The sequence below is a fragment of the Dyella sp. 333MFSha genome, assembly GCF_900102405.1.
Lineage (GTDB): Bacteria > Pseudomonadota > Gammaproteobacteria > Xanthomonadales > Rhodanobacteraceae > Luteibacter > Luteibacter mycovicinus.
The window spans coordinates 286,130-311,384 of record NZ_FNBR01000002.1 but is presented as its reverse complement, the minus strand read 5'-3'; the positions used below and the strand labels follow the sequence as shown (position 1 = coordinate 311,384).

Below are 25,255 nucleotides of genomic sequence, written 5' to 3'. Positions count from 1 at the left end.
TTAGGGAGATCTATATGAACGCACGTTTCGAACTCACCGGCTCGCAGACCGACATCGCCAGCTATCCGCTCTGGGCACAGGACATGGTGTCGTCCTGTGAGGATGCGCGGCGGCAGATCGTCAGCCATCCCATGTGGGATGCGATGAAGACGGCCACGCTCGACCCGGTGACCACGCGCAACTTCATGATCGGTGTCTGGCCGGTCATCGAGCGCTTCCCGGGGTACATGTCGCACAGCCTGCTGAAGACCCGCTACGGCCGCAGCCCGGGCGACGATCTCGCCCGTCGCTGGCTGGTGCGGAACATCCGCGTGGAACAGAACCACGCGGAGTACTGGCTGAACTGGGCGGAGTCGGCGGGCGTGTCCCGTGAGGACGTCCTGACGGCGGAACCCCCCAAGGGCAGTCAGGCGCTGGCCAACTGGTGCGAAGAGGTCAGCCGCGACGACTCGCTGGCCGCCAGCATCGCCGCGACCAACTATGCGGTGGAGGGGGCGACCGGCGACTGGTCGCAGATTATCTATGACAGCCAGGCCTATGCGGAAAGCCTGCCGATTTCGGGCCGCAAAGCCGGCCTGCGTTGGCTTCAGCTTCACGCCGCGTATGACGATACCCATCCGTGGGAGGCGCTCGAAATCGTCTGCACCATCCTGGGCACCAATCCACCGGTGGATCAGATCGAGCACATCAAGGAATGTGTCCGTCGCAGCTATATCGGCATGAGCATCACGCTCGACCGGTGCATGGACGCCCCGGCTCTCGTCCGCACGTTGAACGAGGTTGCCGCGTAACTCGCATGTTGGGCATCTTCTGGCGCAATATCACGTAAGTACGAGATCCGAGGAAGCGATGCGTCGCGTTGAGACCATTCACCCACAACCGTTGTCGAGACGCCTCAGGCCGCTGGCCTATGCGCTCGTCGCTGTCGTGGGCCTCGTTCTCGCATTGACGTGGGTTGCCCTGCAGACCCAGGTGACTCTCGCCGGTTTTCTCAACGGCGAGAGTCTTTGGGCAAAGGCTCAGAAACAGGCCGTGATCGACCTCGACGAGTACGCGGCGCACGGCCGCCCCGGCGATCTTGCCGCTTACCGGCGCAATTTCGCCGTCCTGATGGCCGACCGCAGTTCCCGCGACGCCATCGCCAGCCGCCGCTACGAACAGGCCGTCGTCGAAGACGGGTTTGCCCGCGGTGGGGTCATCCCCGAGGCCATTCCCGGCATGGTCTTCATCTTTCGTTACTTCGACGGCATGTCCTACGTCCGCGAAGCGATCGCCGAGTGGCGTTCGGTGGACGCCAGTCTTGCCGAAATCGACGAGATCGCCGGTCGTCTCGAGCGTGCCTATGCATCGGGCAAGCCTTCCCAGTCGCTGCTAGACGAGGAGCGCGGGCGTATCGCCTCCCTCAATACCTACGTGGAGCCGCGCGCCAAGGCGTTCTCCCTCTATATCGCCAACGGCGCCTCCTGGCTCGGCAGGGTGTTGTTCTTCACCGTGCTGGCCGTGGCCACGCTGGCTTCGCTGCTGTGGCTGCGCATGGCCCAGCGCATCCTCGTCGGCATCCGCGGCACGGAGGAGCGCTACAGCCTCCTGTTCGACAGCGCCGCCGACGCCATTTTCATGGTGGACGAGGAAACCGGCAGGATCCTCGACGCCAACCACCGCGCCGCCGCGTGGGCGGGATGCCCGTCGGGCGAACTGATCGGCATCCAGCTGGCCAGCCTGTTCGTCGATGGCTCACCCCATGCCGGCGCCGGTACGCTGCGCAACGGCGACGGCAGCGTGCGTCCCGTGGAGACCCAGAGCAGCCTCGTGGTCTGGGGCTCACGCCGGGTCTCTCAGGCCATCGTGCGTGATATCTCCGACCGCGTGGCGATGGAGCAGGAGCGCAGGATCGCTTCCGAAGCGCTGGCCAGCATCGCCGAGGGCGTCATCATCGCCGACGCCGATCGCCGCGTGACCTCGGCGAACGCCGCGCACACCAAGCTCACCGGCATACCGGTGCAGACGCTGCGACGCACGCGCTTCGATGCCACCCGTACGTTGCCCGACGGCAGGCCGTTGCCGCAGACCCTGTGGGACGACATCGACGCCGGCGACAACTGGCTGGGCGAGGTGGAAAGCCGCCGCGCGGACGGCACGACGTATCCGGAGCTGATGAGCATCAGCACCATCCGCGACAGCGAAGGCCGGCCGCAGCACTACGTGGCCGTGGTCTCCGATATCACGGCACGCAAGGCCGACCGGCAGCGTCTGCAGCACATGGCGACCCACGATCCGCTGACCGGCCTGGTCACCCGGTCCGAGTTCGAGCGCCGCTGCGCGGAGGCCATCACCCGCGCCGCCCACGAACGCGGTGCGGTCGCCGTACTGTTCGTCGACCTCGATGCCTTCAAGGTCATCAACGACAGCTACAGCCACGCGACCGGCGACGCGCTGCTGATGCGCGTCGCCGAGCGCATTCGCGCGCAGCTGGCGCCGCACGACGTGGCCGGTCGCATCGGCGGCGACGAATTCACGGTGCTGATCGCCGACCTGCGTTCGCGCGAGGAGGCGCTCGCCGTCGCCGAGGCCGTCCTGGCGGCGCTGGCCAAGCCCTTCGATCTGGGCGACTACGAGCTGTTCGTCAGCGCGAGCATCGGCATCGCCGGCTATCCGCTGGACGGCAACGACGCGGTCACCCTGATCGCCAACGCCGACGCCGCGATGTACGTGGCCAAGACCGAAGAGCGCAATGCCTTGCGGCTCTACACGCCCAAGATGCACGCGGACGCGCGGCGCCGGCTCAAGCTGGCCTCCGAGCTACGCCAGGCACTGGTCCGCAAGGAGTTCACACTGGCCTTCCAGCCCAGTGTCGAGATGAAGTCCGGCCGTATCGTGGCCGTCGAAGCGCTGATCCGCTGGCGCCATCCGGAACGCGGCAACGTGCCGCCGGACGAATTCATCCCGATCGCCGAGAGCCTCGGCCTGATCCGGCAGATCGATCAGTGGGTGCTGGAAACCGCGTGCGCGCAGCTTAAGCACTGGGACGACGCGAAACTGCCGCCGCTGCGCATGGCGGTCAATGTGTCGGCAAGTTCCTTCGGCCATCCGGACTTCCTGCCCGGTGTGAGCCAGGCGCTCCTCGAGACGGGAATCGCGCCCCAGCGCCTGCTCATCGAACTGACCGAGAGCGCGATTCTGCGGCTGGGCGAAGACACCGAGCGCTCCATGCAGTCGTTGCACAGCCTTGGCGTCGGCGTGGCGATCGACGATTTCGGCACGGGGTATTCGTCGCTCGCCTACCTGAAGCTGCCGGCGGTCGCCTATCTGAAGATCGACCGCTCGTTCGTCACCGGCCTGCCGGCCAACGGCAACGATGTGGCGATTACCGAAGCCATGGTGGCGATCGCGCGCAGCCTCGACCTGCACACGATCGCCGAGGGCATCGAGACCGAAGCCCAGCACGAGTTCCTGCTGCGCGCGGGGTGCCAGGAAGGGCAGGGCTTCCTCTACTCGCGCCCGCTGCCGCCCGACGAGATCGAGCGTTTGCTGGCGCCGCACAAAGCCTCGGGAGCGAAAAAACTTTCGCTGGTGCCGCCGCGTCGGGCCTGAGGGCCTGGCTTGCGCTACCGTTCCCGCAAAAGCACACCAGGCCAATCGCAGGGCCCGGCCTTCGCATCACAATGACCGTCCCCATATAGCGGACAACGTACCCGTGCAAGGATCCACCGTGTCCACCCACGATTCCCTCGTCTTCCTCTTCGACGTCGATAACACCCTGATCGACAACGACCGTTTCGGCGCGGATCTCGCCGCGCGCCTCGAAGAACGTCTCGGGGCCGAAGGCCGCGATCGTTACAACGCGATCGACAAGGAGATCCGCAAGCAGGTCGGTTACGCGGACTACCTCGGTGCGCTGCAGCGCCTGCGCGGACAGGACAGCGACATGGCCTATATGGATCTGTCGTTCTTCCTGCTCGACTACCCCTTCGAAGCACGTCGTTTTCCCGGCGTGATCGAGGCGATCGATCACCTGCGAACGATCGGTCGCCCGGTGATCATGTCCGACGGCGACACCGTGTTTCAGCCGCGCAAGATCCGCCGCGCGGGATTGTGGGAAGCGTTCCGCGAGGACGTGCTGATCTACATCCACAAAGAAGAGATGCTCGACGACATGCAGCGGCGCTATCCGGCGGACCACTACGTGATGGTGGACGACAAGCCGCGCATCCTTGTGGCGCTCAAGAAGCTGCTGGGCGACAAGGTCACCACGGTGTTCGTCAGGCAGGGGCATTACGCGGCCGCGGCCGGTGCGGATCTCGAGGAGACGCCGCCGGATATGACGATCGACTCGGTGGCGGAGCTGGCGACGATGGGGCGTGAGGCGTTCCGCGTGACGGCCTGAGGCCGGTCCGGTCAGCGATGCGTCAAAGCTCGAAGGCGTTCGGAATCCACTCGATCCCGTCGCCCTCGAAGGCCAGCACGTCGAACCGGCATGGCCTGCGGGCATCGTGCGGATGCCAGGCGAGCCAGAGGTGTGCGGCGCTGATCAGCTTGCGCCGCTTGGCTGCCGTCACCGAACCGACGGCGCCGCCGAATGCGGCGCTGCGCCGATAGCGCACCTCGACGAAAACGAGGGTCTCGCCGTCGCGCATGACGAGGTCGATCTCGCCGTGACGGCAGAGAAAGTTGGAGCGGACCAGCCGTAGTCCGCGCTCCCGCAGAAACGACAACGCCGCGCCTTCGAAACGATCTCCGGTGGCGCGGCGCTCGGTGGTCTTCTTCGTCGTGGTCACGCGAACCTCCCTGTTCGCGCCGGTGGGGATCAGCCCCCGCCGCTTTCGACGTTCGGGGCCGTGGCCGGCGCTTCGAGTTCGAGGCTACCCGCGACCGGGCGGGCAACGCCGTCGGCGAAGCGCGCCCAGATGAGTACGCGACGGACGCGACCGAACTCATCCGCGACCAGCTGGCCGGTCGCGCCGGGCAGGTAGCTGCCCGGATGACCACGCATCCAGTCGATGTAGGGCACCAGTCCCCAGGCATCCATGCCGAAGGCGAACAGGCGGGCGGTGACACCGCGCGTCGCGGGCACGGCCGCACTCAGTTCGCTGCGACGGGCGAGGCCCGGCTGGGCGTCGAACAGCCACGGCGCGTCGCAGAACTCCACGCCTTCCAGGTCGCGATCGGCGGCGGGGTCGTCGCTGCCGCCGTACACGTGCGAGGTCGCGAAGACGGGCAGGTTGTTCTTCGCCAGACGCAGCTGCGGGATCAGCAGACGCGCCTGCTGCGGTTTCATGCTGATGAAGACGCCGCTGGTGGCCGGATCCTGGCCAACCGGTTCGGACAACTGCGACGCGAAATCGATGCTGCCGGAGTCCAGCGTGATCTGGCCGGCCAGGGTGCCGCCACGCGCCTGCCACTCGGCGCGGAAGGCGTTGCCGGCGCGGCGTGCGAAATCGTCGGTGGAGACGATCGACGTAGCGGTCTTCATGCCGCGGTCGGCCATGTGGTCGGCTACCTGCGCGCCCTCGGTTTCAGGCAGCAGGCCGAACTCGTTGGCACCCGACGGCGGCAGGTTCTTGTTGTCGCTCGGGTAGTTCAGCGTGAGCATCGGTGCGGGCAGGGCGCCCTTGGCGAAGATGGCCGACACGCCTTCGCGATTGAGCGGGCCGACGACGAAGCGAGCGCCCTCGGCGACCGCCTTGTCGTAGGCGGCGACGGCATGCGCCGCATCGTTGCCCGAATCGTAGACCGCGACGTCCGGACGCGTCGCACCCGTGCGGCTCGCATCGACGTAATTGGTAAAGAAGCCGTCGCGGATGGCGGCGCCCGCACCGGCGAGCGGGCCACTGAGGGGCAGCAGCAGCGCGACCTTGGTCGGCACCTTATAGCCTTCGCGTACGCCCTTGTCGCCACTGACCGTACCGACGGCCTGGTCGAGCACCGCCGGTGAGCGGTCGACGCTGCCGAGCTGGGACTGCGCCTCCGACACCCAGGGTTTCATCGGATCGTTCGCCGGCAATGCCGCGGCACGCTCGGCGAGGGGCTGGGTACCGAGGCCGGTGAGCAGGGTGAGGATCTGCTGGCGGTTCTGTTCCCGGTCGATGCCGTGCAGCTGGCCGTCGAGCTCGACACGGGTCTGCGCCGCGCTCCACGGATCGTTCGACGCGGCCTGAGCCCGTGCGCGCAATTCGGACAGGCGTTGCGAGACCTGTGGCGAGACGTGCGACGACGGCTTGCCGGTCAGCGACAGCGCAGTCGTCGGATCGTTGTTCTTCAGTGCGATCTCCGCGCGTAACGCATCGAAGCGCAGCGAGTCTTCGCCCTCGAGACGGGAACGGCGGATGTCCGTGACGATCGGTGCGGCGCGATCGAGGGCGCCTTCCTGACGGTACGACTCGGCAGCCAGCAGCTTGTAATAGTCGCGGTGATCGCTGTCCTGCGCAGCCAGCGCCAGGTAAGCCTGAGCCGCCTGATCGAACTGTCCCTTGATGTACAGGGCCTGCGCCGCCTGCGTCGCCTCGCCGGTGGGCGCGGTCGTATGTTGCTGGACACCGCCCTGGGTCACGCAGCCGGCGAGGCCGGCGCTGAGCAGGAGGCCAAGGGTCGAGGCACGGATCGGTCGCATCGCAAATAATTCCTTGATAGGCACGTCGGCGCCCTCCGGCGCTGAAACGCTCGGATCATAGCCCATCGTTTCGCGAGGCCGGCGTGAGGCGCGTCCGGTCAGGCGCCGTAGAGGGCCTTGCGCGGGGCGCCGGTGATCGCGGCCGCCAGCTTCGCCGCTCTGGCCGGAGGCAGTTCGTCCTTGAGGATCGCAAACACGCGAAGTCCCTCGCTGAGGCGTTCGTCCTCGCCGGCTTCCCGCCCGGCGACCATCACCACGAACTCGCCCTTCTGCTGGTTGGGATCGGCTGACACGCGCTCGACCAGCGCCGAGAGCGGGTCACCCAGCACGGTCTCGAACATCTTGGTCAGCTCCCGGGCCACCACGGCCTCGCGATCCGCGCCGAACGCGTCGCGCATGTCTTCGAGCGACTCGACGATGCGGTGCGACGACTCATAGAAGATCAGCGTGCGCGATTCGCCGGCCAGTTCCGCCAGGCGTGAGCGGCGGGCGCCCGCTTTCGCGGAGAGGAATCCTTCGAAGACGAAGCGGTTGCTGGGCAGGCCGGCCACCGACAAGGCGGCGATGACCGCGCTGGGGCCGGGGACCGGACTGACCCGGAGGCCGGCGATGCGGGCGGCCCGCACCAGACGGAACCCCGGATCGCTGATCAGCGGCGTCCCGGCATCCGAGACCAGGGCGACATCGTCGCCGCCGCGCATCCGCTCCACGAGGCCATCCACCGCCGTGCGCTCGTTGTGGTCGTGCAGGGCGACCAGTGGCGTATCGATATTGAGGTGCTGCAACAGCGGCCGGGTGTGGCGCGTGTCCTCGGCGGCGATGACCCTGGCCCGGCGCAGCGTTTCGATGGCGCGCGCGCTGATGTCGTCGCGATGACCGATCGGTGTGGCGACGACATGGAGCGTACCGGGGCGGGGCGGGGACATCGGTGCATCCGGTGAGCAGGGCCGGACATTGTAACCGTCCCGTTCCGGCTATAATCGGAAGTGGAGTCGGCCGGACAGTCGCGTCACGCCTTCGGGCGTATCGAGGAAAGTCCGGGCTCCATAGGGCAGGGTGCCAGGTAACCCCTGGGCAGCGTGAGCTGACGGCCAGTGCAACAGAGAGCAGACCGCCGATGGCCCCGCAAGGGGATCAGGTAAGGGTGAAAGGGTGCGGTAAGAGCGCACCGCGTGCGGGGACAACGTCGCATGGCACGGTAAACCCCACCCGGAGCAAGACCAAATAAGGGGACTATGACGTTGCCCGCGTCGTCCCCGGGTAGGTTGCTGGAGCCTGGCGGTGACGCCAGGCCGAGAAGAATGACTGTCACGTCGCAAGACGCACAGAACCCGGCTTACAGGCCGACTCCTTCTCTTCTTGAACGGTGTGGGAGCGACGAATGTCGCTCCCACCTGTCTTTGCGGCCTCGTCACGGACGTCGACGGCGAGTTCGGTGAACGTGAGTTCAGCCCCACCTCTGATTTCACATTTCGCAGACGTCTGAAATCCCGGACTCATTCGCAAAAAACCTCAACGATTCAACCACCTCCCGCCCCTTCCTCAGAAACGGCTGGAATTGGTGATGAACGTGAGCTTTCTCCTTGATTCACAAGAAAAATTTCCTTGACAGTCTCAGGACCCGAGACTATCGTGGGCCCCAGTGTGAAATCGTGGGATTCGGTGGGGCGGACTGCAGACAATGTTCCAAGGTGAGACAGCCATCACGATCGACGACAAGGGTCGTCTGACGATCCCGACCTCGTATCGGGACCTGGTGGCCGACACCTGCGCGAACCGTCTGGTGATCGCTTACAACCCTTTCGACACCGGTTGCCTCTGGATCTTTCCGTACACGGAGTGGGAAAAGGTGCGCGATCAGGTCAATGCGCTCCCCAGCGTCAAGGCCGTCCATCGCGCATTGCAGATGAAACTGGTGGGTGCCGCGGCCATCGTCGAACCCGACGGAGCGGCCCGCATCCTCCTTCCATCGAGCCAACGCGCGGCGGCCGGACTGGAGAAAAAAGCCGTCCTGCTGGGAATGGGTAAGAAGTTCGAGCTTTGGAGCGAACAGGCCCACCTCGCGAAGATCCGCCAGACCATCGGCGAGGACGACATCAGCGACGACATGGCGGAACTGCAGTTGTGACGACGAACTAATTCGAGGTGCTGGTGAAACGGGAGCGGGATGTGGCGATGGCGGGGGTCGATGTACACATCCCGGTGATGCTCGACGAAGCGGTGGAGGGCCTCGCCTTGCGCGAGAACGGGCGCTATCTGGATGGGACGTTCGGTCGTGGGGGTCATGCCTCGGCGATCCTCGCCCGTCTCTCGGACGAAGGCCGCCTGTTCCTCATGGATCGCGATCCCTCGGCCATCGCCGTCGCCGAAGCCGGTCTCGCCACCGACCCGCGTGTCACCCTGCGCCACGACAACTTCGCCACGATGGGTGAGTGGTCCGCACTCGAAGGCGGTCTCGACGGTATCCTGCTCGATCTCGGCGTGTCCTCGCCGCAGCTGGACGATCGCAGCCGCGGCTTCAGTTTCATGGCCGACGCGCCGCTCGACATGCGCATGGACACCACGCGCGGTATCAGTGCCGCCGAGTTCCTGGCCGACGCCGACGAAGCGGAGATCGCCGACGTGCTCTGGCGTTTCGGCGAAGAGCGCTTCAGCCGCCGCATCGCCAGGACCATCGTCGAGCGCCGCGCGACCGCGCCGATCACCCGCACCGCGGAGCTGGCCGACCTCGTCGCCGGTTGCGTCGGTCGCCGCGAGCCAGGCAAGAACCCCGCCACGCGCACGTTTCAGGCGCTGCGCATCCGCGTGAACGCGGAACTCGAATCCGTCGAGCGTGGCCTCGACGCCGCGCTCGACCTGCTCAGCGTGGGCGGCCGCCTCGCCGTGATCAGCTTCCACTCGCTGGAAGATCGCACGGTGAAGCAGTTCATTCGTGCCCACGAAGGTCGCGTGCAGGGCAGTCGTCGCGGACCGCCCGCGGCAGCGAAGCTGGCCCGCCTCAAGCCGGTGGGCAAGGCGATTTTTCCGTCCGACGCCGAGGTCGCCTCGAACCCGCGTTCGCGCTCCGCCGTGCTGCGCGTCGCGGAGAAGCTCGCATGAAGGTCTTCGGCGCGATCTGCCTCTCGATCCTGCTGCTGGCGGTCATCGCCAGCGCGATCGGGGTGGTGTGGACGCGCCACGAGAGCCGCGTGCTCTTTGTCGAACTGTCCCGTCTGCAGAGCCAGAAGGACGACCTTGGCGTGGAATACGGTCGCCTCGAACTCGAGCAGGCCACCTACGCCGAACCCAGCCGCATCGATGCGGACGCCCGCGGCAAGCTCGGCATGTTCACGCCGAAGCCGCAGGACATCCAGCTGGTGCGCCGATGAAGGCGCGCTACGGCAAGCCCGTCGTGCCCAGCCGCCGTCGCGGTCAGGGCCCGAGCCCGCGCAAGCGCATGACCGTCGTCGTGGCGCTGCTCTGTGTCGCCGCGTCGGGTCTGGTCGTGCGCGCGTTCGACCTGCAGGTCGTGCGTAAGCAGTTCTATCAGGACCAGGGTGACGCGCGCTTCCTGCGCGAAATGCCCATCGCCGTGTCCCGCGGCACGATTTTCGATCGCAACGGCGAGCCGCTGGCCGTGTCGACCCCGGTCGCCTCGATCTGGGCCAACCCGCCCGAAGTACTCGAGAACGCCGACCGCATCCCTGAGCTGGCCAAGGCCCTGCACGTCGACGCCGACGATCTGAAGCAGAAGATCGAGCAGCGCGCGGACAAGGAATTCATGTACATCGCTCGTCAGCTGCGCCCGGAAGACGCGCAGGCGATCGTCGATCTGAAGATCCCGGGTATCTCGTCGCAGCGCGAATACCGCCGCTATTACCCGTCGGGTGCGGTCAACAGCCACATCCTCGGCTTCACCAACATCGATGACCACGGCCAGGAAGGTCTGGAGCTGGCGTTCGATGAATGGCTGTCCGGCAAACCGGGCGCCAAGCGCGTGATCCGCGACCGCATGGGCCATGTGGTGGAAGACGTCGAGCTGGTGCGCGAGCCGCAGCCGGGTCGCGACATCACGCTGTCGATCGACCGCCGCATCCAGTACCTCGCCTATAGCGCGCTGAAAGACGCTCTGGAAAAGAACAAGGCCGACTCGGGCTCGATCGTCGTGATGGATGTCCACACCGGCGAAGTGCTCGGCATGGCCAACCTGCCGTCGTTCAATCCGAACGCCGTGCGCGGCAGCACGCCCAACGATCGCCGCAACCGCGCCGTCACCGACGTGGTCGAGCCGGGCTCGACCATGAAGGCGTTCACCATGGCCGCGGCGCTGACCAGTGGTAAGTACACGCCGACCTCGCCGCTGATCGAGACCTCGCCGGGCACCTGGATGATGGGCGGCCACCCGGTACGCGATACCCATAACTGGGGCACGCTGACCCCGACCGGTGTGATCACCAAGTCGTCGAACGTCGGTGCCGCCAAGATCGCGATGACGCTCGATACCGACTTCCTCTATTCGATGTGGAAGTCGTTCGGTATCGGCAACAGCACCGGTAGCGGGTTCCCGGGCGAAGCCGCGGGCTATCTGCCGGTGAGCCGCACCTGGAAGCCGATCGAAAAGTCGCGCATGGCCTATGGTTACAACCTCAGCGTGACCCCGCTGCAGCTGGCCACGGGTTACGCCGGTATCGCCAACGGCGGTGCGCTGCGCGCGCCGAGCTTCATCAAGGGTGCGGACAATCCCCCGACCCAGGTGATCACGCCGGAGATCGCCCACGAACTCGTGCGCATGCTCGAGACGGTGTTGCAGCCGGGCGGTACGGGCTACGGCTTCGCCTCGGTCGCCAATTACAGCGTGGCCGGCAAGACCGGTACCTCGCACAAGTTCTCCGTCGGCGGCTACTTCGCCAAGAACTACATCTCGCTCTTCGTCGGCATGATTCCGGCGAGCAACCCGCGCCTGGTCACCGTGGTGGTCATCAACGATCCGCAGGGTGGTCATTACTACGGTGGCTCCGTCGCCGGCCCCGCCTTCGCCCAGGTGATGGAAGGCGCGGTGCGCCTGCTCGACATTCCGCCCGACAACGTCGGTCGCTGGTATGTCGGCGGCCCGAGCCAGGGTGGCCTGATCGGCACGGCCAACGCGCCACCGCCGCAAGCGGACGACAGCGCGGCGGAAGAGGTGGTCCCGTGACCCTGACCCTCGCCGAACTGCTCGACGGTTTCGCCGACGCCTCCGATGCCGGCGAAATCGTCGTTTCCGGCCTTTCACTCGACTCGCGCGAGATCGTCGAAGGCCAGGCCTTCGTCGCGCTGCGTGGCACGAAGGGTCACGGCATCGACTTCGCGGCAAAGGCCGTCGAGCAGGGCGCCGTCGTCATTCTGGCCGAGACACCGTTCGACGCGGTCGACGCAGGCATACCGGTGGTCGCGGTCGACAAGCTGCGCGACAAGGCCGGCCCGATCGCCGCGCGTTTTCACGGCAATGCATCCGCCGCGCTCGAGGTCATCGGTGTGACCGGCACCAACGGCAAGACCTCGACCGTGCAGCTGATCGCACAGGCGCTGACGTTCCTTGGCCGCAAGGCCGCGACCGTCGGCACCCTCGGCGCGGGCTTGCACGGTGCGATCGCGGAAGGCGAACGCACCACGCCCGATGCCATCAGCATGCAGGCGCTGCTCGGCGAATTCCGTGACGCCGGCGCGACGCACGTGGCGATGGAAGTCTCCTCGCACGCCCTGGAACAGGGCCGGGTCAACGCCATTGCGTTCGACATCGCCGTGTTCACGAATCTCACCCGCGATCACCTCGATTACCACGGCACGATGGAAGCGTACGGCGCGGCGAAAGCCCGTCTGTTCGCCTTCGACGGTCTTGGCGCCGCGGTGATCAATGTGGACGACCCGTTCGGCGCGAAGCTGGCGAAGGGCCTGCCCGAGTCCGTGACGAAGCTGCGCACCTCGATGGCGACCGACAGCACCGCGAAAGACGCCGAAGTCCGCGCGGATATCGTGGTGACCTCGGCCCGGGGGCTGTCGTTCAACCTCAATACGCCGTGGGGCATGCGTACCGTGCGCAGCGCGCTGCTGGGCCGCTTCAACGTCGCCAACCTGCTCGCCGTCGCGGCGGTGCTGGGCGCGCTGGGCGAACCGTTCGAGCGCATCCACGCCGCACTCGAATCCCTGCAACCGGTCAATGGCCGCATGAGTCGCCTCGGTGGCGACGGCCGCAAGCCGCTGGTGGTGGTCGACTACTCGCACACGCCGGATGCGCTGAAGCAGGCGTTGCTGGCGCTGCGCTCGCATACCAAGGGCAAGCTGATCTGCGTCTTCGGCGCCGGTGGCGACCGCGATCAGGGCAAGCGCCCGATCATGGCCGGTATCGCCGAGCGTCTGGCCGACGTGGTCATCGTGACCGACGACAATCCCCGCAGCGAGGACGGCGACGTCATCGTCGCGCAGATCGTCGCCGGCCTCATTCACCCCGAGACCGTGATGGTCGAGCGCGACCGCGCGCAGGCTATCCCGCTGGCGCTCGCCGACGCGAAGGCCGACGACGTCGTGCTGATCGCCGGCAAGGGTCACGAAACCTATCAGGAAGGTCCGGACGGCAAACGCCCGTTCGACGACCTCGCCGTCGCCCGCGAGGCGATGGATTCCGGCAAGAAAGGAGCCCGCGCATGATGCGCCTGTCCGCCGTCGCCCTCTGGACACGCGGCCGCCTGCATGGCGCCGATGTCGAGGTGACGGGTTTTTCCATCGATACGCGCACCCTCAAGGCCGGCGACCTGTTCGTGGCGCTGCCGGGCGAGCGCGTCGATGCGCATGATTACGTCGCCGCGGCCGCGGCGAAAGGTGCGGTTGCCGCGCTGGTCACGCGTCCGGTCGATGCGCCGATTCCGCAGGTCATCGTCGACGATACGCAGGCCGCCCTCGGCGATCTCGCCAGCGCCGCTCGCGCACGCGGCAATGTCCGTGTCGTCGGTATCACCGGATCCAACGGCAAGACGACGGTGAAGACGCTGACCGCGTCCATCCTGTCGCGTCACGGTCGTACCCACGTCAATGCCGGTAACTTCAATAACGAGATCGGCATGCCGCTCACCCTGCTGGCGATGCCGGAAGACACCCAGTACGCCGTGCTCGAGATGGGTGCGGGCAAACCGGGCGACATCGATTACCTCGCTGCCATAGCACGGCCCGATATCGGTCTCGTGAATTCCATCGCGCCCGCGCATCTTGAGCGCATGGGCACGATCGAAGGCGTCGCCGAAACCAAGGGCGCGTTGTATCGGTCGCTTCCGGCCGATGGCGTCGCCATCATCAACGCGGATGACGAGCGCTTCGCCGGCTTCTTCACGAACCTGGCCGGCAGCCGCAGCGTGCTGCGCTATGCGCTCGACCATCGTGCGGACATCGGTGCCGACATCGTCGAAGAGCGCATTGACGGCACTCACTTCGTCCTGTCCACGCCGCATGGCGACGGCGACGTGCACCTGCCGTTGCCGGGCCGTCACAACGTGGCCAACGCGCTGGCCGCCGCCGCGATCGCGACCGCGCTCAACGTTCCCGTCGAGACGATCGTCGAAGGTCTGGAGCAGGTGCCGCCTGTCGCCGGCCGTCTGAATCTCGAACCGATGCCGGGTGGCTGGACACTGATCGACGACAGCTACAACGCGAACCCGGGCTCGGCCGCCGCGGCGATCGACACGCTGGCCCTCGCTCTGGGCGAGCGCTGGCTGGTGCTGGGCGATATGGCCGAACTCGGACCCGAGGCCGTGAAGCTGCATGCCGGTATCGGCGAGCTCGCGCACCGCCGCGGTATCGAGCGGCTGCTGGCCACGGGGGCGAAAAGCGCCGCCGCGGTCGAGGCGTTCGGTCCGGGTGCGCAACATTTCGCCACGCAGGAGGCGCTCATCGAGGCGGCCTGCACGCAAATCCATGAGGGCGTCACGTGCCTCGTGAAGGGGTCACGTTCCTCCGGCATGGACCGGGTCGTGGCGGCTTTGAAGAAATACGCTGAAGGAGCCTCCGATGCTGCTTGAACTGGCGGAATGGATGGCTCGGCACTTCGCTTCCGTGCATCTTTTCCAGTACATCACGTTCCGCGCGATCATGGCGGCGCTCACCGCGCTGGCCGTGTCGCTGCTGCTCGGCCCGTTGCTGATCCGCAAGCTTGCCGCGCTGAAGGCGGGGCAGGTGGTGCGCAGCGACGGCCCGCAGACGCACCTTGCGAAGGCCGGTACGCCGACGATGGGCGGTCTGCTGATCCTGTTCGCCGTGGGGATCGCCACGGTGCTCTGGGCGGATCTGTCCAACCGCTACGTATGGGTCGTGCTGGCGGTGATGGTCCTGTTCGGCGTCATCGGGTTCTACGACGACTACCGCAAGCTGGTCCTGAAGGACAGCCGTGGCCTCGCCAGCCGCTGGAAGTATTTCTGGCAGTCGGTGTTCGGTCTCGGCGCCGCCGTGTTCCTCTACCGGACGCACCAGTTGCCAGCGGAGATCGCACTCTACGTGCCGCTGTTCAAACAGGTGGCGATCCCGCTCGGCATTTTCTTCGTGGTGGTCGGCTACTTCATCATCGTCGGCTTCTCCAACGCGGTGAACCTCACCGACGGTCTGGACGGCCTGGCGATCATGCCGAGCGTCCTGGTCTCCGGCGCGCTGGGCATTTTTGCCTACCTCGCCGGTAACAAGCTGTTTTCCGAATACCTCGGCATCCCGGCGATTCCGGGCGCCGGTGAGCTTGCGGTCTTCTGCAGCGCGCTGGCGGGCGCGGGGCTCGGCTTCCTCTGGTTCAACACCTACCCGGCCCAGGTCTTCATGGGTGACGTGGGCGCGCTGGCCATCGGTGCCGCCCTCGGTTGCGTCGCGCTGATCGTCCGCCAGGAAATCGTGTTGCTGGTGATGGGCGGCGTCTTCGTGATGGAGACCGCCTCGGTGATGTTGCAGGTGGGCAGCTTCAAGCTGCGCGGCAAGCGCATCTTCCGTATGGCGCCCATCCATCACCATTTTGAACTGAAGGGCTGGCCCGAGCCGCGGGTCATCGTCCGTTTCTGGATCATCAGCGTCGTGCTGGTGCTCATCGGTCTCGCTACGTTGAAGGTGCGCTAAGCCATCATGTTCGGCTTCGGAAACAAGCAGGCCAAACGCCGCCAGGGTCCCCGCGGGAGCTTCGATCTCCCGTTGCTCCTGGCTGCGCTCGCGCTCGCGACGCTGGGCGTGATCATGGTCACGTCCAGTTCGATCGCCGTGGCCGACGGCTCGCATCAGGGCGCCTTCTACTATCTCAAGCGCCATCTCGTGTTTCTCGTGCTCGGTGGCTGCCTGGCCGCCGCCGCGATGCGCACGGAACTGAAGACGCTCGAGAAGCACAGCTTCCTGCTGCTGCTGGTCGGCATCATCATGCTGTTGATGGTGTTCCTGCCGGTCTTCGGCATGCGCATCAACGGCGCACGTCGCTGGGTCAACCTGCTGGTCACCAGCTTCCAGCCGGTCGAGGCGGTGAAGCTGATCCTCGTCGGCTACCTGTCGAGCTACCTGGTCCGTCACCGCGAAGGCGTCGAGTACGACCTGTTCGGCGTGGTCAAGCCGGTCGCCGTGGCCGGTCTCATCGTGCTGTTGCTGCTGGCACAGCCCGACTTCGGTTCGGCGGCTCTGGTGGTCGCGACCACGGTCGGCATGGTCTGGCTGGCGGGTGCGCGCATGCGCAACCTTCTCGTGCTGGCGACGCCCCTGGTTCCCGCCCTGATTTATGCGGCGACCGCCGAGGATTACCGCATCAAGCGCCTCACCTCGTTCCTCGATCCGTGGAAGGATCCGTTCAACGACGGCTTCCAGCTGACCCAGGCGCTGATCGCCGTGGGTCGCGGTGAGTGGACGGGTGTGGGTCTGGGTTCCAGCGTGCAGAAACTGTTCTACCTGCCCGAGGCGCATACGGACTTCATCCTTGCCGTGCTCGCCGAGGAGCTCGGCCTGGCGGGCATCGTCACGGTCATCTTTCTTTACATCGTGCTGGTCGGCCGGGGTCTCTACATGGGACTGAAGGGCGTCGAGCTCGGTCAGCGCTTCTCCGGTTACGTCGCCTACGGCATCTCGCTGATGCTCGGCTTCCAGGCGATGGTCTCCATCGGCGTGAATCTCGGCGTGCTGCCGACCAAGGGCCTGACCCTGCCGCTGATCAGCTCGGGCGGCTCGTCCGTGCTGATGACCTGCGCGATGGTCGGTGTGCTGCTGCGCGCCACGTTCGAAATCAACCGCGCCGAAGACGCGCGGCAGACCGCCGTGCGCCTGCCGGCCAATGCCGTGCCGGATTCGGCGGCCTATGGCGGTGCCGCATGAGCCGCCCCGTGCTGATCATGGCCGGCGGTACCGGCGGCCACATCTTCCCCGGCCTTGCCGTGGCCGACGAACTGCGCTCGCGCGGCGTCCCCGTCGCGTGGCTCGGTGCCGAAGGCGGCATGGAGACCCGCGTGGTTCCCGCGCATGGCCTCGACCTGCACACGGTGGCCGTCGGTGGCCTGCGCGGCAAAGGCATGAAGACGCGCGTGATGGCGCCGGTGATGCTGGCGCGTGCGCTGATCGCGTCGCTCAGACTGCTGCGCCGCCTGCGTCCGGCCTGCGTGCTCTCGATGGGTGGCTACGTGGCGGGCCCCGCCGGCGTGGCGGCGCGTATCGCGGGCATTCCGCTGGTCGTGCACGAACAGAACGCGGTCGCCGGCTTCACCAACCGCAAGCTCGCCGGCTTCGCGAAAAAGGTGCTCACCGGCTTTCCGAACGTGCTGCCGAACGGCGAGTGGGTCGGCAATCCGGTACGTGCGCGCATCGCCGCGCTGCCGCCGCCGGCGCAGCGCATGGACGGTCGTGCCGGCCGTCCCCGCCTGCTCGTTCTCGGCGGCAGCCTCGGGGCACGCACCCTGAATCTGGCCGTGCCGAAGGCGCTGGCGTTCATGCGTGCTGACGCGCATCTGTCGGCCTGCGAGCCTGAAGTCGTCCACCAGACTGGCGAGCGCGGCCTCGACGACGCGCGCACGGCCTATGTCGACGCCGGCGTCGCGGCCAACGTCGTCCCCTTTATCGAAGACATGGCCGGTGCGTACGAGTGGGCGGACGTGGTGGTGTGCCGCGCCGGCGCGCTGACCGTGGCCGAACTCTGCGCCGCGGGCCTCGAAGCGCTGCTCGTGCCGTTCCCGCATGCGGTGGACGACCACCAGACGGTGAACGCGCGCGCGATGGTCGACGCCGGTGGCGCTCACCTCATCGCCGACAAGGCGCTGAACCAGGCCGGCTCTCCCGAAGCGCTGGCCCGTCTGCTCTACGACATGCTGCTGGACCGCCAGCAGATCCTTTCCGCGGCCAATGCGTCCCGTACGCTGGCCAAGCCCGACGCCGCATCCACGATTGCCCGTCATTGCATGGAGGTTTCCGCATGACGCCCGGTCGTTTGCGCGCCCACGACGATTTCATGACCTCGTTCCGCCGTGTCCACTTCATCGGCGTGGGCGGCGTCGGCATGAGCGGTATCGCCGAAGTACTGGCCAACCTCGGCTACAGCGTGTCCGGTTCCGACCGCGCGCACTCGACGACCACGGAGCGTCTGGCCAAGCTCGGCGTCGAGGTGCACGTCGGTCACGAGGCGTCGAACATCGACGGCGCGGACGTGATCGTCACGTCCAGCGCGATCCGTCAGGACAATCCCGAGCTGATCGCCGCACGGGCCGCACGCATTCCCGTGGTGCCGCGTGCCGAGATGCTCGGCGAGCTGATGCGTTTCCGTCGTGGCATCGCGATCGCGGGAACGCACGGTAAGACGACCACCACCAGCCTCGTCGCGAGCGTGCTGGCGGAAGCCGACTACGACCCGACCTTCGTGATCGGCGGCCAGCTCAACGCCGCCGGTGCGAATGCCCGTCTGGGCACGGGCCAGTATCTGGTCGCCGAGGCCGACGAATCGGACGGTTCCTTCCTGATGCTGTCGCCGGTCATCGCCGTCGTCACCAATATCGACGCCGATCACCTCGAGAACTACCAGGGCGACTTCGCGCTGGTGAAGAAGGCCTTCAGCGACTTCCTGCATCGGCTGCCGTTCTACGGCATGGCGGTGCTCTGCATCGACGACGAAGAGACGGCGAAGCTCGCGGAAGACACCTCGCGCCGCCTGCTCACTTACGGTATCGACAACGCCGCCGCGGACGTGACGGCCACCAACGTGCGCCAGCTCGGCTTCGAAATGCATTTCGACCTGCATCTGCCGGGCAGGGTCGACGCGCTGCCGGTGACGCTGAATCTGCCAGGCCGGCACAACGTGCAGAACGCGCTCGCCGCGGCGGCCGTGGGCTGGCAGCTGGGCGTCGAAGCGGAGGCCATCGCGCGTGCGCTGGCACGTTTCGAAGGCGTGGGTCGTCGTTTTCATCGTCGCGGTGAGATCGCGCTCGACAGCGGCAGCGCGCTGCTCGTCGACGACTACGGTCATCACCCGCGCGAACTGGCCGCCGTCTTCGCCGCGGCGCGCGGCGGCTGGTCGGACCGCCGTCTGGTCGTGGCCTTCCAGCCGCACCGCTACAGCCGTACGCGCGACCTGCTCGACGACTTCGCCAAGGTTCTGGCCGAGGTCGATGTGCTGGTGCTGACCGAGGTGTATCCCGCAGGCGAATCGCCGATCGCGGGCGCCGATGGCAAGGCCCTCGCGCGCGCTATCCGTGCCCGTGGCAAGACCGACCCGGTGCTCGTCGACCATCCGCGCGACCTTCGCGCCGCGCTGTCCGCGCTGGCGCGCGACGGCGACCTGATCATGCTGCTGGGCGCCGGCGATATCGGCGCGGCGGCCATCGAGCTGGCCAGTGCCGGCAACCTGAGGACAAGCAAGTGATGAGCACGACCCGTTTCCCCCGCATCGTCACCGACGCCGCCGATTTTGGCCGCGTCGCCGTCGTGCTGGGTGGTAACTCCGCCGAGCGCGAGGTGTCGCTCGACTCCGGCCGCGGCGTGCTCGAAGCGCTGCGGTCGCTGGGCGTCGACGCGCATCCGATCGACGGCATCCCGGCCTTGCTCGACGCGGTCCGTGCGGGTCACTTCGCACGCGTGTTCAACATCCTGCATGGCGCGGGCGGTGAGAACGGGGAGTTGCAGGGCGCGCTGCAGTCGCTCGGCGTGCCGTATACCGGCTCCGGCGTGCTCGGTTCGGCGCTGTCGCTGGACAAGGTCCGCGCCAAGCAGGTGTGGATCGCACTCGGCCTGCCGACCCCGAAGTTCAAGGCGCTGCCGCGCGGTGCGGACGTGCACGCCGCCGCTCGTGACGTCGGCTTTCCGCTGATCGTGAAGCCGGCATGGGAAGGGTCCAGCGTCGGCGTGACGCGTGTGTTCGATGAAGCCGGTCTCGATGCCGCCGTCGAACTGGCGCGCCGCTATCCCGGCGACATGCTGATGGAAACCCTGATCGAGGGCGATGCGAGCGAGGGCGGCGAATACACCGTCGGCATCCTGGGTCGCGAAGTGCTGCCCACCATCAAGATCGTGCCCAAGGGCGAGTACTACGATTACAACGCCAAGTACGTGGCGGAAGACACCCAGTACATCGTGCCTGGCCTGTCGGGCGAAGCCGAGGAAGCCATGCGCGCGCTCGCGCTGCAGGCCTTCGACGCGGTCGACTGCTTCGGCTGGGGCCGCGTCGACGTCATGCGCGATCGCCATGGCAAGAACTGGCTGCTCGAAGTGAATACGGCGCCCGGCATGACCTCGCATTCGCTGGTCCCCAAGGCTGCCGCCGTCGCGGGCCTCGACTATGCGGGTCTGTGCTGGCGCGTGCTGGAAACCTCGATGGAACGGGAGGCCGCCCGCGCATGAAGGGTTCCGCCGCCACGCGTCTGGTCGCCTGGGGAATCGCCATCACACTGGTGGTGTTGCCCGTGGTCGGCGTGATGCAGGGCTGGTTCGCCGTCGGCCGCTGGCCGGTGACGCAGCTCAAGGTCGAAGCGGAGTTCGCGCACGTCAGCGCCGAACAGATCCGCAGCGCCGTGCTGCCGAGCCTCGGCAAGGGCTTCTTCGCGACGGATCTGGAAACCGTGCGTCATTCGATCGGTGCGCTGCCGTGGGTCGAGTCGGTGGAAGTGCGCAAGCGCTGGCCCGACACGCTGCTGGTACGCATCTACGAGCGCCAGCCGTTCGCGCGCTGGAACGAGGACCGTCTGATCAGCCGCCAGGGGCTCGTCTTCGACGCGCCGGGCGCCGACCAGATGGGCGACCTGCCGCGGCTGCGTGGGCCGGACTCGCGTCTGGCCGAGGTGGTGAGCTTCTACGCACAGGCACAGAAATCGTTCGAGGGCAGGACAGGCCTCTCGATCGTCGGCGTCAGCCTCAGCGAGCGCGGCAGCTGGAGCGTCACGACCGAGAGCGGCGCCGAGATCGTCATCGGCGATCGCGAGCAGGCCGATCGCCGTCTGGCCCGCTTCCTCGATGTCTACCCGCAACTCGTCGCCGGTCGGCACAGCGGTTTCGCCTACGCCGACCTTCGTTACACCAACGGATTCGCCATCCGGTGGCCGCAACCGGAAACCACGGCCACACCCAAGGTCGGAAGCTGAGCAGGATCATGAGAAACAAGAACGACAAACAGCTCGTCGTCGGCCTCGACATCGGAACGTCGAAGGTCGTCGCCATCGTCGGCGAATACGAGCCGGGTGAGGCCATCGAAATCATCGGTATCGGCACGCACGTCTCGCGCGGCATGAAGCGTGGCTCGGTGGTCGACATCGAATCGACGGTCCACTCGATCCAGCGCGCGGTCGAAGAGGCCGAGCTGATGGCCGGCTGCGATATCCGTTCGGTGTACGCCTCGATCTCCGGCAGCCATCTGGAAACGCGTAACTCGCACGGCACCGCGGCCATCCGCGACCGCGAGGTGATGTCGGCCGATCTGGAGCAGGTACTCGAAGCGGCCAGCGCCGTGGCGATCCCGGCCGATCGCAAGGTGCTCTACAAGGAGTCGCAGGAGTACCGTATCGACGGTCAGGACGGTATCCGTCATCCGGTCGGCATGAGCGGCGTGCGTCTGGAGGCCAGCGTGCATCTGGTCACGGGCGCGGCGAGCGCGGTGCAGAACATCTCCAAGTGCATTCAGCGCTGCGGTCTGTCGGTCGATGAACTCGTGCCCGCCGCTGTCGCCAGCGCTAAGGCCGTGTTGACCGAAGACGAGCTCGAGCTCGGCGTGTGCCTCGTCGATATCGGCGCCGGTACGACGGATATCGCCATCTATACGCAGGGCGCGATCCGCTACACCAAGTCGCTGCCCGTCGGTGGCGATCAGGTGACGAACGACATCGCGTATGGCGTGCACACACCGACCGCTCACGCGGAAGAGATCAAAATCAAATACGCGTGTGCGCTCGCCCAGCTTGCCCATGCGGAAGAAACGATCCAGGTGCCGAGCGTGGGCGATCGTCCGCCGCGTCGTCTCGCGCGTCAGGCGCTCGCGCAGTCGGTGCAGGCCCGCTACGAGGAAATCTTCGAGATGGTGCAGGACGAACTGCGTCGCTCGGGTTACGAGAGCCTCGTCGCCGCCGGCATCGTACTGACCGGAGGCGCCTCGCGTATGGAAGGCGCGCTCGAACTGGCCGAGGAAATCTTCCACAAGATGGTCCGTATCGGCGTGCCCCAGCACGTGTCGGGCCTGGGCGATGTCGTTTCCAGCGAGTTGCATTCGACTGGCGTGGGCCTGCTTCTGCATGGCTCGCGGTCGACCGGCGGCGCGCGCCACACGAGTTCCGCCGCCGGCAATGTCGGCAGCATGGTCGAGAAGTTCCGTAGCTGGTTCACCAAGAATTTCTAAGCAGTAGTCACCGGATTGTCGGTGCCCGATGGAAGGGGGGCGCCGGGGCACAAGGGATGGCCCGCAACCCATGGCCGACAGGAGTCGGACAAGGGACATAAACCAAAAAAACTAAAAGTTCTGCGGAGGACGGGAAATGTTTGAACTCATCGAAAAGCTGGCACCGAATGCGGTCATCAAGGTCATCGGCGTGGGCGGCGGCGGCGGCAACGCCGTGGCGCACATGGTCAATTCCAATATCGAAGGCGTCGAGTTCGTCGTCGCCAATACCGACGCCCAGGCGATGAAGAGCTGCGCCTCGCGCACGCATCTTCAGCTGGGTGGCAATGTCACCAAGGGTCTCGGCGCCGGCGCCAACCCGGAAGTCGGCCGCCAGGCCGCGCTGGAAGACCGCGAGCGCATCGAGGAAATGCTCGAAGGCGCGGACATGGTCTTCATCACCGCCGGCATGGGCGGTGGTACCGGTACGGGTGCGGCTCCGGTCGTGGCGCAGCTGGCGAAAGAGAAGGGCATCCTGACCGTCGCGGTCGTGACCAAGCCGTTCCCGTTCGAGGGCCGTCGCCGCATGCAGGTCGCCCTGAAGGGTATTGAAGACCTGTCGCAGCATGTCGACTCGCTGATCACCGTTCCCAACGAGAAGCTTCTCTCGGTGCTCGGTCGTGAGGTCACGCTCCTCAACGCGTTCAAGGCGGCCAACGACGTGCTGCAGGGCGCGGTCCAGGGCATCGCCGACCTGATCACGGCCCCCGGCCTGATCAACGTCGACTTTGCCGACGTCCGCACCGTCATGAGCGAAATGGGTATGGCGATGATGGGCTCGGGCACCGCCCGCGGCGACGATCGCGCACAGGCCGCCGCGGAAGCCGCGATCAACAATCCGCTGCTGGAAGATGTGAATCTGGCCGGCGCCTGCGGCATCCTGGTCAACGTGACGGCGGGTCCCAACCTGACCATGCGCGAGTTCGACGAGATCGGCCGCGTCATCCACGACTTCGCCTCGGAAGACGCGACCGTCGTGATCGGCACCTCGCTGGACCCGGAAATGCAGGACGACGTCCGCGTGACGGTCGTTGCCACCGGCCTCAACCGCGGCGGTGCCACGGCCTCGTCCAAGCAGCCGGCTCGCCAGCCGGTGCAGCAGCAGGTCGAGATGCGTCAGCGTCCCCGCCCGGTCGTCCTGCGCACGGGCACCGGCAACGAAGTGGTCGATTACGCGCAGGCCGACTCCGTTCCGTCGGTCCGGTCGGAACCGGCCCCGTCGAAGAACGCCGAGCCGGCGATCGATTACCTCGATATCCCGGCGTTCCTGCGTCGTCAGGCTGACTGAGCGGTACTTGCAGATCCAGGCACGTTAAGGAAAACGTGAGGACGGCCCGACACGACGTCGGACCGCCCGACGCTCCGCCGCCATCCCGTCCGGGTGGCGGAGCGTCGCCGCTTCGCCTCAGGAAAACCTGCAAGTGATATCAGTTACTTGCAAGTGTTTGAACGGACGAATGTTTCAGTCGCAGGCCAGATGAGAATGGATCGCAGCTGATGCTGAAGGAACGGTGAAGCAACACTGGACTGTACCGTCCGGTTTGTTTATCCCGAGGTTAAGACTGTGTTAGCATGATTGCTACTTTAGGCTGCTGCCAACAAGGTTCGACCCAACATGATCAAGCAGCGCACGCTCAAGAACATCATTCGCGCCACCGGCGTCGGCCTCCATACCGGCGACAAGGTGTACATGACGCTTCGTCCGGCCGCGCCGAACACGGGTATCGTGTTCCGCCGCACCGACCTCAATCCGCCGGTCGAGCTCAAGTCGCGCCCGGAGAATGTCGGTGATACGCGTCTCTCGACGACCCTGATCCAGGGTGACGTCCGCGTGTCCACGGTGGAGCATCTGCTCTCGGCCATGGCCGGCCTCGGCATCGATAACGCGTACGTCGACCTTTCGGCGCCGGAAGTGCCGATCATGGACGGCAGCGCGGGTCCGTTCGTTTTCCTGATCCAGTCCGCTGGCATCGAGGAGCAGGACGCGGCAAAGCGTTTCATCCGCATCAAGAAGCCCGTGATCGTGAAAGACGGCGACAAGTGGGCCAGGCTGGAGCCGTTCGACGGCTTCAAGGTCGGCTTCTCCGTCGAGTTCGATCACCCGCTGTTCAACAAGCGCAATTCGCAGGCCGAGATGGATTTCTCGACGACGTCGTTCGTCAAGGAAGTCAGCCGCGCCCGCACGTTCGGCTTCATGCGTGACATCGAAATGCTCCGCGAGCGTAACCTCACGCTCGGCGGCTCGATGGACAACGCCGTCGTACTCGACGACTACCGTGTGCTGAACGAAGACGGCCTGCGTTACGACAACGAGTTCGTCAAGCACAAGATCCTCGACGCCATCGGCGACATCTACATGCTGGGCCACAGCCTGATCGGCGCTTACTCCGCGCACAAGTCGGGTCACGAGCTCAACAACAAGCTTCTCCGCAGTCTGATGGCCGACGCCGCGGCGTGGGAAGAAGTCAGCTTCAAGGATCCGGCCAAGGCGCCGATCTCCTACGCCCATCCCGCCCAGGCGGTGTAAGGCGACGCCTCACCGGGGCGTAGCGAAACGAGAGAAGCCGCGAGCGATCGCGGCTTTTTTTATGGGCGCTTGAGATTGACGTTTTACGGCTCGGCTTGCGCCGTCGCGTTTGGCTTTGTCGCGGCGTGTGGTGTCGCGTTGGAGAGCCGGCGGGGGTGACCCTCGCGGCCACGCCTGCGGCGACCCCTCAGGGAAAGGCCGCTACCGCGGCCGTATATCAATGGCCTTCGGCCGGGTCGGGCTTCGCCTGGGGGTTTTCGAGTCGGCTGTCCCTGCC

General features: G+C 66.4%; 21 protein-coding genes and 1 other RNA gene. 19 read left to right on the top strand and 3 right to left on the bottom strand.

The genetic code is table 11. The features are described from left to right. Window positions 1-14: 14 nt before the first annotated feature. The 3 genes from BLT40_RS08705 (at window position 15) to BLT40_RS08695 (ending at window position 4,384) form a co-directional block, all read left to right on the top strand. Window positions 15-791, top strand: a complete 777-nt coding sequence (locus BLT40_RS08705; RefSeq protein WP_043695798.1) for a TenA family transcriptional regulator — start codon at window positions 15-17, stop codon at window positions 789-791. A 58-nt stretch (window positions 792-849) separates the two neighbouring features. Then, on the top strand, window positions 850-3,591 hold the full coding sequence (locus tag BLT40_RS08700; RefSeq protein ID WP_090352683.1) for a putative bifunctional diguanylate cyclase/phosphodiesterase: 2,742 nt from the start codon (window positions 850-852) through the stop codon (window positions 3,589-3,591). 118 nt (window positions 3,592-3,709) lie between these two features. Continuing rightward, window positions 3,710-4,384 (top strand): HAD family hydrolase, encoded by a 675-nt coding sequence (locus BLT40_RS08695; protein WP_090352682.1) that lies wholly within the window; start codon window positions 3,710-3,712, stop codon window positions 4,382-4,384. Window positions 4,385-4,406: 22 nt separating this feature from the next. On the opposite strand, the gene BLT40_RS08690 is transcribed toward BLT40_RS08695, so the two are convergent. The 3 genes from BLT40_RS08690 to rsmI form a co-directional block, all read right to left on the bottom strand. After that, the gene (locus BLT40_RS08690) at window positions 4,407-4,775 is read right to left on the bottom strand and encodes a YraN family protein (RefSeq protein WP_036110437.1); all 369 of its coding nucleotides are present in this window, start codon (window positions 4,773-4,775) and stop codon (window positions 4,407-4,409) included. A 29-nt stretch (window positions 4,776-4,804) separates the two neighbouring features. Beyond that, window positions 4,805-6,607: a penicillin-binding protein activator gene (locus tag BLT40_RS08685; RefSeq protein WP_090352681.1), complete on the bottom strand. Its 1,803-nt coding sequence runs from the start codon at window positions 6,605-6,607 to the stop codon at window positions 4,805-4,807. Window positions 6,608-6,705: 98 nt separating this feature from the next. Further along, window positions 6,706-7,533 carry a 16S rRNA (cytidine(1402)-2'-O)-methyltransferase gene (rsmI, locus tag BLT40_RS08680; RefSeq protein WP_090352680.1) on the bottom strand — a complete coding sequence of 276 codons (828 nt, stop codon included), beginning with the start codon at window positions 7,531-7,533 and terminating at the stop codon, window positions 6,706-6,708. Between the two features lie 62 nt (window positions 7,534-7,595). On the opposite strand from rsmI, the gene rnpB reads away from it, so the two are divergent. The 16 genes from rnpB to lpxC all read left to right on the top strand — a co-directional run bounded on the left by rnpB (window position 7,596) and on the right by lpxC (window position 24,978). Then, window positions 7,596-7,962: RNase P RNA component class A (gene rnpB / locus BLT40_RS08675), an RNA gene on the top strand. 326 nt (window positions 7,963-8,288) lie between these two features. Next, on the top strand, window positions 8,289-8,735 hold the full coding sequence (mraZ, locus tag BLT40_RS08670) for a division/cell wall cluster transcriptional repressor MraZ (RefSeq protein ID WP_090352679.1): 447 nt from the start codon (window positions 8,289-8,291) through the stop codon (window positions 8,733-8,735). 47 nt (window positions 8,736-8,782) lie between these two features. Then, complete coding sequence (rsmH, locus tag BLT40_RS08665; protein ID WP_090352678.1) at window positions 8,783-9,706, top strand: 16S rRNA (cytosine(1402)-N(4))-methyltransferase RsmH; 924 nt, start codon at window positions 8,783-8,785, stop codon at window positions 9,704-9,706. Then, on the top strand, window positions 9,703-9,975 hold the full coding sequence (ftsL, locus tag BLT40_RS08660) for a cell division protein FtsL (protein WP_043695774.1): 273 nt from the start codon (window positions 9,703-9,705) through the stop codon (window positions 9,973-9,975). Before rsmH ends, ftsL begins: the two co-directional genes overlap by 4 nt. After that, window positions 9,972-11,780, top strand: coding sequence for a peptidoglycan D,D-transpeptidase FtsI family protein (locus BLT40_RS08655; protein WP_036110451.1), 1,809 nt, complete (start codon window positions 9,972-9,974; stop codon window positions 11,778-11,780). Before ftsL ends, BLT40_RS08655 begins: the two co-directional genes overlap by 4 nt. Then, the gene (locus BLT40_RS08650) at window positions 11,777-13,270 is read left to right on the top strand and encodes a UDP-N-acetylmuramoyl-L-alanyl-D-glutamate--2,6-diaminopimelate ligase (protein ID WP_090352677.1); all 1,494 of its coding nucleotides are present in this window, start codon (window positions 11,777-11,779) and stop codon (window positions 13,268-13,270) included. Before BLT40_RS08655 ends, BLT40_RS08650 begins: the two co-directional genes overlap by 4 nt. Further along, complete coding sequence (gene murF / locus BLT40_RS08645; RefSeq protein WP_090352676.1) at window positions 13,267-14,631, top strand: UDP-N-acetylmuramoyl-tripeptide--D-alanyl-D-alanine ligase; 1,365 nt, start codon at window positions 13,267-13,269, stop codon at window positions 14,629-14,631. The genes BLT40_RS08650 and murF overlap by 4 nt, the downstream gene beginning before the upstream one ends. After that, window positions 14,621-15,703, top strand: coding sequence for a phospho-N-acetylmuramoyl-pentapeptide-transferase (gene mraY, locus BLT40_RS08640; protein ID WP_036110460.1), 1,083 nt, complete (start codon window positions 14,621-14,623; stop codon window positions 15,701-15,703). The genes murF and mraY overlap by 11 nt, the downstream gene beginning before the upstream one ends. Window positions 15,704-15,709: 6 nt before the next feature. Further along, a complete protein-coding gene (ftsW, locus tag BLT40_RS08635) occupies window positions 15,710-16,930 on the top strand; it encodes a putative lipid II flippase FtsW (protein ID WP_036110462.1) in 1,221 nt (406 codons plus the stop codon). Continuing rightward, on the top strand, window positions 16,927-18,021 hold the full coding sequence (gene murG / locus BLT40_RS08630; protein WP_090352675.1) for an undecaprenyldiphospho-muramoylpentapeptide beta-N-acetylglucosaminyltransferase: 1,095 nt from the start codon (window positions 16,927-16,929) through the stop codon (window positions 18,019-18,021). The genes ftsW and murG overlap by 4 nt, the downstream gene beginning before the upstream one ends. Continuing rightward, the gene (gene murC / locus BLT40_RS08625; RefSeq protein ID WP_090352674.1) at window positions 18,018-19,457 is read left to right on the top strand and encodes a UDP-N-acetylmuramate--L-alanine ligase; all 1,440 of its coding nucleotides are present in this window, start codon (window positions 18,018-18,020) and stop codon (window positions 19,455-19,457) included. The genes murG and murC overlap by 4 nt, the downstream gene beginning before the upstream one ends. Further along, on the top strand, window positions 19,457-20,431 hold the full coding sequence (locus tag BLT40_RS08620) for a D-alanine--D-alanine ligase (protein WP_090352673.1): 975 nt from the start codon (window positions 19,457-19,459) through the stop codon (window positions 20,429-20,431). Before murC ends, BLT40_RS08620 begins: the two co-directional genes overlap by 1 nt. Further along, window positions 20,428-21,168: a cell division protein FtsQ/DivIB gene (locus tag BLT40_RS08615; protein ID WP_036110469.1), complete on the top strand. Its 741-nt coding sequence runs from the start codon at window positions 20,428-20,430 to the stop codon at window positions 21,166-21,168. The genes BLT40_RS08620 and BLT40_RS08615 overlap by 4 nt, the downstream gene beginning before the upstream one ends. A gap of 8 nt (window positions 21,169-21,176) precedes the next feature. Then, window positions 21,177-22,412, top strand: a complete 1,236-nt coding sequence (ftsA, locus tag BLT40_RS08610; RefSeq protein WP_036110472.1) for a cell division protein FtsA — start codon at window positions 21,177-21,179, stop codon at window positions 22,410-22,412. A 136-nt stretch (window positions 22,413-22,548) separates the two neighbouring features. Beyond that, a complete protein-coding gene (gene ftsZ, locus BLT40_RS08605; protein ID WP_090352672.1) occupies window positions 22,549-23,739 on the top strand; it encodes a cell division protein FtsZ in 1,191 nt (396 codons plus the stop codon). A 327-nt stretch (window positions 23,740-24,066) separates the two neighbouring features. Next, window positions 24,067-24,978: a UDP-3-O-acyl-N-acetylglucosamine deacetylase gene (lpxC, locus tag BLT40_RS08600; RefSeq protein WP_036110475.1), complete on the top strand. Its 912-nt coding sequence runs from the start codon at window positions 24,067-24,069 to the stop codon at window positions 24,976-24,978. The last annotated feature ends 277 nt before the right edge of the window (window positions 24,979-25,255 follow it).

What these genes read in the sequence shown, in the direction of transcription:
- lpxC (WP_036110475.1), top strand. Translation starts at nt 24,067, where the DNA reads ATGATCAAGCAGCGCACGCTCAAGAACATCATTCGCGCCACCGGCGTC.
- BLT40_RS08615 (WP_036110469.1), top strand. Translation starts at nt 20,428, where the DNA reads ATGAAGGGTTCCGCCGCCACGCGTCTGGTCGCCTGGGGAATCGCCATC.
- BLT40_RS08700 (WP_090352683.1), top strand. Translation starts at nt 850, where the DNA reads ATGCGTCGCGTTGAGACCATTCACCCACAACCGTTGTCGAGACGCCTC.
- BLT40_RS08655 (WP_036110451.1), top strand. Translation starts at nt 9,972, where the DNA reads ATGAAGGCGCGCTACGGCAAGCCCGTCGTGCCCAGCCGCCGTCGCGGT.
- BLT40_RS08685 (WP_090352681.1), bottom strand. Translation starts at nt 6,607, where the DNA reads ATGCGACCGATCCGTGCCTCGACCCTTGGCCTCCTGCTCAGCGCCGGC.
- ftsW (WP_036110462.1), top strand. Translation starts at nt 15,710, where the DNA reads ATGTTCGGCTTCGGAAACAAGCAGGCCAAACGCCGCCAGGGTCCCCGC.
- mraY (WP_036110460.1), top strand. Translation starts at nt 14,621, where the DNA reads ATGCTGCTTGAACTGGCGGAATGGATGGCTCGGCACTTCGCTTCCGTG.
- BLT40_RS08705 (WP_043695798.1), top strand. Translation starts at nt 15, where the DNA reads ATGAACGCACGTTTCGAACTCACCGGCTCGCAGACCGACATCGCCAGC.
- mraZ (WP_090352679.1), top strand. Translation starts at nt 8,289, where the DNA reads ATGTTCCAAGGTGAGACAGCCATCACGATCGACGACAAGGGTCGTCTG.
- ftsL (WP_043695774.1), top strand. Translation starts at nt 9,703, where the DNA reads ATGAAGGTCTTCGGCGCGATCTGCCTCTCGATCCTGCTGCTGGCGGTC.
- murF (WP_090352676.1), top strand. Translation starts at nt 13,267, where the DNA reads ATGATGCGCCTGTCCGCCGTCGCCCTCTGGACACGCGGCCGCCTGCAT.
- murG (WP_090352675.1), top strand. Translation starts at nt 16,927, where the DNA reads ATGAGCCGCCCCGTGCTGATCATGGCCGGCGGTACCGGCGGCCACATC.
- murC (WP_090352674.1), top strand. Translation starts at nt 18,018, where the DNA reads ATGACGCCCGGTCGTTTGCGCGCCCACGACGATTTCATGACCTCGTTC.
- ftsZ (WP_090352672.1), top strand. Translation starts at nt 22,549, where the DNA reads ATGTTTGAACTCATCGAAAAGCTGGCACCGAATGCGGTCATCAAGGTC.
- BLT40_RS08620 (WP_090352673.1), top strand. Translation starts at nt 19,457, where the DNA reads ATGAGCACGACCCGTTTCCCCCGCATCGTCACCGACGCCGCCGATTTT.
- ftsA (WP_036110472.1), top strand. Translation starts at nt 21,177, where the DNA reads ATGAGAAACAAGAACGACAAACAGCTCGTCGTCGGCCTCGACATCGGA.
- rsmH (WP_090352678.1), top strand. Translation starts at nt 8,783, where the DNA reads ATGGCGGGGGTCGATGTACACATCCCGGTGATGCTCGACGAAGCGGTG.
- rsmI (WP_090352680.1), bottom strand. Translation starts at nt 7,533, where the DNA reads ATGTCCCCGCCCCGCCCCGGTACGCTCCATGTCGTCGCCACACCGATC.